6 protein-coding genes and 1 pseudogene are annotated in these 6,843 nt (G+C 71.7%); all 7 read right to left on the minus strand.

Annotation, left to right across the window (positions count from 1 at the left end; all coding sequences use genetic code 11):
- A partial coding sequence (locus D7X96_RS38295; RefSeq protein ID WP_147468510.1) for a threonine/serine exporter family protein occupies positions 1-426 on the minus strand: 426 nt, incomplete at its 3' end.
- Positions 423-1,886 (minus strand): hypothetical protein, encoded by a 1,464-nt coding sequence (locus tag D7X96_RS40200; protein ID WP_158626683.1) that lies wholly within the window; start codon positions 1,884-1,886, stop codon positions 423-425. The genes D7X96_RS40200 and D7X96_RS38295, both read right to left, overlap by 4 nt.
- A gap of 4 nt (positions 1,887-1,890) precedes the next feature.
- Positions 1,891-3,648, minus strand: coding sequence for a SulP family inorganic anion transporter (locus D7X96_RS38305; RefSeq protein WP_121771949.1), 1,758 nt, complete (start codon positions 3,646-3,648; stop codon positions 1,891-1,893).
- Positions 3,649-3,752: 104 nt separating this feature from the next.
- Positions 3,753-4,652: a bile acid:sodium symporter family protein gene (locus D7X96_RS38310; protein WP_121771950.1), complete on the minus strand. Its 900-nt coding sequence runs from the start codon at positions 4,650-4,652 to the stop codon at positions 3,753-3,755.
- Complete coding sequence (locus D7X96_RS38315; protein WP_121771951.1) at positions 4,652-5,638, minus strand: HAD family hydrolase; 987 nt, start codon at positions 5,636-5,638, stop codon at positions 4,652-4,654. Before D7X96_RS38315 ends, D7X96_RS38310 begins: the two co-directional genes overlap by 1 nt.
- 307 nt (positions 5,639-5,945) lie before the next feature.
- Positions 5,946-6,485: a magnesium transporter CorA family protein gene (locus tag D7X96_RS38320; RefSeq protein WP_121771952.1), complete on the minus strand. Its 540-nt coding sequence runs from the start codon at positions 6,483-6,485 to the stop codon at positions 5,946-5,948.
- A 20-nt stretch (positions 6,486-6,505) separates the two neighbouring features.
- Positions 6,506-6,843, minus strand: a pseudogene (locus D7X96_RS38325) (hypothetical protein); the annotation flags it as partial.

Consider the following 6,843-nt stretch of genomic DNA (forward strand, 5'->3'; position numbering starts at 1 on the left):
CACCCGCACCGCCACCGCCGCCCCGTAGACGCCGTACGCCAGGAACACGAGCCACCCGGGATACGGCGCATGCAGGGCCACGATGCGGTCCAGCTCCGCGCGCGCCTCGGGCAGCCGCACGCGCCCTTCGGCGATGGCGTCCGACAGCCGCAGGAGCGCCGCGGCCCGGCCCAGGTTCCAGTGCGGGTCGAAGGGCAGCCGCGCGAAGGTCACGTGCGGGCGCCAACGCGACACCACCTCCGTCATCGCCAGGCTCTGGAGCGTGAAGACCTCCACGCCCAGGCCCCACGCCTTCGCCGCCCGGCGCACCCGCGCCTCCACCAGGAGCGACGGCTGGTAGGCCACGTGCAGCGCCTTCGCCAGGTCCAGGAGGAAGGCGGAGGCCGCCTCCTCGTCCACCCCACCGTCGCGCTCCTTCGGCGTCACGGGGAGTCCGCCGTGGGGGCTTCCTCCACGCTGCCCTTGCCGCTCGTGCTCCGCGTGTCCTTGAAGGAGAAGCTGGCGCCTACCAGCAGCGTGGCCTGGAAGAAATGGACGTCCTGGGCGCGCATGGGGGTGGACAGGCCCAGCTGCTGGAGCGTCTCCGCGAACCGGGTGGTCTGCTTGTTGCCCCACGCCAGGTCGCCGCCCAGCGTGAAGCGCGAACGGCCCAGCACGAAGTGGATGCCCGAGGCGGCGTGGTACAGGTCCCAGCCTCCGACCAGCGCGTTCGTTGATTGCGTCTGTTCCAACGCACTGAAGTCCGTGTGCCCGCTCAGATACACCCGCACCCGGTCCCCCAGCGCCTGCTCCACGCCCAAGGCCCCGTTCAGCACCGGCTTGAGCGCGAAGGCGTAGTCCCCGTCGATGGACTCGGTGGTGTCTCGCGGCACGATGGGCTGGGCGTCCACCAGCGTGATGGACGACACGCGCGCGTAGCCCTCCACGGACGCGTACACCGCGGTGGAATCGCCGAAGCTCCGGCTGACCCCGAACGCCGCGGCCCAGGAGTTGCGGAAGTGCGCCGGCAGGTCCTCCTGGAAGTCGAACACGGCGGCGGGCGCGTTCGTGTCCACGCCCTGGGACTGGACGGCGCGCTCGAACCCCACCGAGCCCCGGCCCCAGAGGGCCAGGCTGGGCGTCGTCACGGAGAGCCCCAGGGCCCAGGGGCCATGCTGGTAGCTGGCGCCCAGCTTCAACAACACCCGGACGTGGTCGAACTCCAGGTCTCGGCCCAGCGTCGCCAGCAACTGCTGGCCGGCGGCACCGGAGCCCTGCGCCTGCGTCTGGAAGCGCAGCTCGTGATGCCGGGTCGCGACGAACGGCGTCAGGCCCAGGCCCAGGTGCTCCGTGACGGGGTAGGCCCAGGACACGCCCGTCCAGAACTCGCTCACGGTCTGGTCCAGGCGCACGTCCGTGGACAGCATGTCCAGGCCCCGCACGCCGGCCAGGTCCGTGCCCGTCCGCGTGCCTCGCGACTGCAGGCTGTAGGAGAAGCCCTGGCGCGTGAGCAGGGAGTAGGCCATCCGGGACTTGCCCAAAAACCCGAAGCGCAGCGAGCCGGCGATGAGCGACGGCAGCACGTCCACGTTGGAGTCGGACAGGTCCTTCCCCTCGCCCTGCCCGTCCTGCACCTTCAGGCGCGTGTATTCGTACACGCTGCCGGTGAGCTCCAGCTCCGGCGCGCCCAGGAGCGCGAGCGCGCCGGGGTTGTAATAGACGGCGCTGATGTCGTTGGGGTTGCCCACGAAGGCACCGCCCAACAGCCACGCCCGGTTGCCGAACTGCCGCGTGGTGTAGTGCGCGTCCTGCGCCAGCGCCGTCGCGGACATGAGCAGCGCCAGCAGCGTGCCCGGCACCACGCCCGGCACCGAGCCTCTTCGGACCCTGGATGGGATGGATGTCATGGCGTCAGTGCACCTGTGACGAGGAGACGGGCTCGCCGCCACCGGCGGTCCGCGTGTCGCCTCGCGGTTCGAGGTAGGCGCGCACGGCGGCGCCCACGGTGGGAAAGAGCCGTTCCTCGCCGATGCGCGCCGTCAACCCGGAGCGCTTCAGCATCCGGCGCATCGGCGCGCGCGCCTGGGCCACCGCGAAGACGATGTCCTCGTCCGCGAGCGCGTGGCGCACCTGCTCCAGGCCCTCCGCGGCGGTGATGTCCAGGTCGAACACGGAGGACGCGTCCAGCACGAACCAGCGCACCGGCGGGTGGGACGCGGCCACCAGGTGGCGCACCTGTTCGCGCAGGAAGCGGGCGTTGGCGAAGAAGAGGGGCGCGTCGAAGCGGTAGACGACCAGGCCGGGAATCGTCTCCGCGTCCGCGTGGCCCTCCACGTCGTGCCAGCCGGGCAGGCCCTCGCGCTCGCCCAGGACGGCGTCGTGCGGGTGCGCCGCGCGGCGGATGAGGTCCACCAGCGACAGCGTCACCGCGATGAGGATGCCCTGCAGGATGCCCAGGAAGAGCACGCCCAGCGTCGTCACCGCCGCGAGCACCGCCTCCACCGGGCGCATGCGCCAGAGCGTCACGAGGGGCTTCACCTCCAGCATGTACACCGCCGCGACGATGACGATGGCCCCCAGCGTCACCAGGGGCAGCTTGGTCAGGAGCGGCGTGAGGAACAGCGAGAACACCCCCACCGCCACGGCCGCGACCACGCCGACCAGCTGCGTGCGTCCCCGCATGGACGCGTTGACGGCCGTGCGCGAGCCGCTGCCCGTCACCGGGAAGCCCTGCGTGAGGCCGGTGAGCAGGTTGGCCGCCGCCTGGCCCAGGAACTCCTGATGCGTGTCCAGCCGGTAGCCGTGGTGGTCGGCCTGGATGCGGCCCGCGAGCACGGAGCTGGCGTAGTTCACCAGCGCGAGGCTGAAGGCCGCGGGCAGCAGCGCGCGCACGTCGTCGAAGCCCACGGAGGGCAGGCCGAAGGCGGGCGCCGCCGCGGCGATGGGCCCCACCACCTTCACGCCGCCGTGCTCCAGCTGGAACCACCAGGCCACCAGCGTGGTGAGCACCACCATCACCAGCGGCGCGGGCCAGCGCGGCAGGAAGCGGCGCATGCCCACCAGCGCCACCACGATGCTCAGCCCCAGCACCAGCGTGGGCTCGTGCGTGCGGCCCAGGTTCGCCGCCACTTCGTGGAGCTGCCCGGCGAACTCGTTCGACCCGCGCTCCAGCCCGAGCATCCGCGCCAGCTGGCTGCCGATGATGATGAGCGCCGCGCCGTTGACGTAGCCGATGAGGATGGGGCGCGACAGGAAGTCCGCCAGCGCGCCCGCGCGGCACAGCCCGCCCAGCAGGCTCAGGGCGCCCACCATCAATGCCAACAGTGCCGCCAGGGACGCCAGCCGCTCCGGTCCTCCGCCCGCCACCACCGGGGCCAGCGCCGTCGCGGAGAGGATGGCCGCGCCCGCCTCCGGCCCCACCATCAGGTGCCGTGACGGGCCGAACAGCGCGTAGGCCAGCATCGCGAAGGCGCCCGCGTACAGCCCCGCCACGGGACGCACGCCGACAATCTGGGCGTAGGCCAGCCCCTGGGGGACGAGCATCGCGCCCACGGTGAGCGCGGCCAGCAGGTCCGCGCGCAGCCATCGCCGCTCATACGTCCGAGCCTGCTCGACGCCTGGAAGGAAGCGGCCCAGGCCATGGGCGGCCAAGGCCGCGGTGCGCTTCATGGGCCCTCCCCCCCCTCGTGTGCCCGGCATCCCGGACGCGAGGAAGGGTGGAGGCGCCCGGGCGTCATGGCATCAGCCACCCGGGTGCGTTGCGCGCATCGGCTTCACGACACGGAGGCGCGCCTGCCTGACGGCAGTGACGGCCCGCCGCCGCGCTCGGACGCCTGCTGGCGCTGGTTCCAGAGCAGGTACGGAACGAGCGCCAGGGTGCGGATGAGCAGGTACAGCCCCATGACGCCCAGCAGGCTCTTCATGGGATAGGTGCTGCCGCCCAGGCAGAAGGCGAAGGCGGGGTTGCCGAAGACGGCGGAGATGGCCAGCGCCGTGCGGTCTCCGGGCAGGGGCCGGCCGGCCACGTGGCCCAGGGCGGCGGCGCCCAGCGTCACCACCACCATCGCGACGAAGCCCCAGAACGGCAGGCGCTTCAACAGCGGGAAGCTGGCGGCGATCATCGCCAGCGCGGCCACGCCCAGTGCGACGTTGAAGTAGAGCTTCACCGGCTTGCGCAGCCGGTGTGCCCAGACGGGCGCCACCTTCTGGAGCCCGATACCCAGCGCGAAGGGCACGAGGAACGGGAGGATGACCCGGCTCAGGAGCACCCCGTACGGCGGCGCCTGGATGGCCATGGGGAACAGCCGCTCCAGGAGCTTCAGGGACAGCGGCATCAGCACGATGGCGACGAGCGACAGGGTGATGGACAGCGCCAGGGTCAGCGGCAGGTTGCCCTTCTGCCGCGATACGACATTGAGCGCCATGGGCAGCCCCGGGCAGAACGCCATCAGCGCGATGACACCCGACGCGATGGGCGGCACCGGCAGCACCTTCACCACGATGAGGGACAGCAGGGGCACGCCGATGAGACACACGCCCAGCCCCCGAGCGAACGCCGGGTGGCGCGTGCCCTGGCCCAGGTCCGCCAGGCGCCACGACAGGCCCTGCGACAGCCCGAGCGCGATGATGAAGGTGGCGATCATCAGGCTGATGAAGCCGTGCAGCGCGTCCATCACCGGCCCTCCTGTGGGAAGACGCGCTTCCAGTCCTGGCGCATGCTGACCACGGTCCAGCCTCCCTCGCGCGCGGCCTTCAGGGACGCGTCGTTCTTCTCCTCGTAGGCGAACTCACGTCCGGCGTCGTCGTGGTGGATGAGCAGGGCGAAGCCGGGGCGTGGCTGCTCCTTCGTGTACTGGAGCATCTGGATGTCACCGCCCGAGCGGACATTGCCCGCGGCGAACACGGGCCTCCGCCCGATGTGCTGCTCGATGCCCACCGGCTTGCCGGCCTTGTCGTTGATGTGGTCCACGCGGGCCTCGCGCCGCAGCACCGGGTGACCGTGGCCCTCGTCGAACTTCTCCTTCAGGTCGCTGCCGATGACTTGTTGGGGCGGGATGCCGTAGGTGTCCTCGGAGACGACGCGCATGAAGTCGGTGCCGCCGCCCGAGGAGATCCACGTCTGGAAGCCATTGGCGCGCAGGTACTGGAGCAGCTCCAGCATGGGCGCGTAGGCCAGCTGCGTGTAGGGCACGCCCAGCTTCGGGTGGCGCGCGCTCTGGAAGAAGGCTCGGGCCTCCTGGGCGAATTCGTCCTGCGTCTTGCCCCCGTGGGTGGCGGCGAACAGCTCCATCAACTGGGGTTCGTCCATGGAGGACAGCAGGGCCACGTCGCCCTCCAGCACGGCCTTGAAGGGCTGCCGCTTCGCGAGCGACGCGTCCTCCCTCACGCGGGCCTTGACCTGTTCCAGGAGGAAGGCGCCCTGCACGACGGGCTGCTCCTGCCAGAGCGTGCCGTCGTTGTCGAAGGTGGCGATGCGTTCCTCCGAGGGGATGTAGCCGGGGTGGCCCTCGGTGGTGGCGCGGGTGACGAAGTCGATGATGGACTGCTTCACCGGACCGTCGTTCCAGGACGGCAGCGGTTCCGCCGCCAGCGCCTGGAGGGGAATGGCGAGCAGCAGCGTGAGCGCCCAGACGGACTGCCTCCTCGTGTGTCGCTCCACGGCCGCCTCCTGTCCCGGTGCAATCCCAGACATCCGGAGGTTGGGGACGCGGTGGCCGCCGCACAACGCGGCGTGGAGGGCGCGGGAGGAGGGCCCGCTGAGCCCGGCCGTCATTCAGGAGGCGGTGAAACGGCGCGGCACAGGCCCCCCATGAGTCCGAGCAGCAAGCAACGCGTCCGGACTCCCGCCATCGCGTCCTCCCCTGCCTGTGCCGCGCCCGGGGATGAAGCTGGTGAGGAAGTGGAGGAGGTCGCCACGGCACGCGGGTCGCACGGGGATGTCCGCTGGCGCGGCCATGCGCCTGCCCTCAGACGAGTTCGCGGCGGCGCAGGGCCCGCCACTCCGCGGCGGCGAGGGCGATGAGCACGAGCACCAGCAGGAGGAACGAGCCTCGCCACTGCGCGCCCGGGATGCCGCCCAGGTTGACGCCCAGGAGGCCGGTGAGGCCATGGGCCAGCTGATCACGGACGGAGGCGATGGCGTGCTGTCCCGAGGGCGCGACGGTGACACACCGGTCCGCGGTCATCCAGGCGCGCAGCTGGCGCGCGGACGCCGCGTCGGTGGGCGCGGTGTCCGGGTGCAACAGGAGCAGGACGAGCTCGTCCTCGTTGAGCACTTCGATGCGCACGCGGCCCGTGTCGGCCAGCAGCGGTTCACGCACGCTGGGAGGCAGGCGGAAGACGGCCTCCAGCACGCGAGGAAGGTCCGGCAGGTCCGGAGGCAGGTGGACCCAGAGCATGCCATCCGAAGCCCGCCAGCTCCGCGTCTCCTCCAAGGTGAGCGAGCGTGCACCGCCCCGGCCATCCAGGAGCAGCGCGAAGGCGTTCTCGAACGCATCCGCATCCATGGAAGGAAGGTGGCGATTCCTCACGCGTGACGCCGTCGCGAGGACAGCACCGTCAGCGCCACCAGCGCGCTGCCTGCTCCCGCGAGCGCCAACAGGGGCCGCCGCAACCGCGCGCCCAGGGCCTCCAGCGCACCCGCCGTGATCTCCCTGCTCGTGCGCCGCAGGAGCTCGTGGTCGCGGGGCGCATCCCTCCAGCGCGCCTCCTCCTGCGTGAGCGCGCTGCTCGCGCCCCGGATGGTCGCCGCCGCCGTGCCTTCCGCGAGCGACGCCAGGGACGCGCCCAACGCTTCCGCGGAGGCTTTTGGATTCGTCGCCAGCTCTTCGTGGAGACCCGCCGCCAGCCCCCGCACCACCCCCT

The sequence above is a fragment of the Corallococcus interemptor genome, from assembly GCF_003668875.1.
Lineage (GTDB): Bacteria > Myxococcota > Myxococcia > Myxococcales > Myxococcaceae > Corallococcus > Corallococcus interemptor.

Bases quoted from the DNA above. Each gene is read 5' to 3' on its own strand.
- D7X96_RS40200 (WP_158626683.1), bottom strand. From the start codon at position 1,886: ATGACATCCATCCCATCCAGGGTCCGAAGAGGCTCGGTGCCGGGCGTG.
- D7X96_RS38305 (WP_121771949.1), bottom strand. From the start codon at position 3,648: ATGAAGCGCACCGCGGCCTTGGCCGCCCATGGCCTGGGCCGCTTCCTT.
- D7X96_RS38310 (WP_121771950.1), bottom strand. From the start codon at position 4,652: ATGGACGCGCTGCACGGCTTCATCAGCCTGATGATCGCCACCTTCATC.
- D7X96_RS38320 (WP_121771952.1), bottom strand. From the start codon at position 6,485: ATGGATGCGGATGCGTTCGAGAACGCCTTCGCGCTGCTCCTGGATGGC.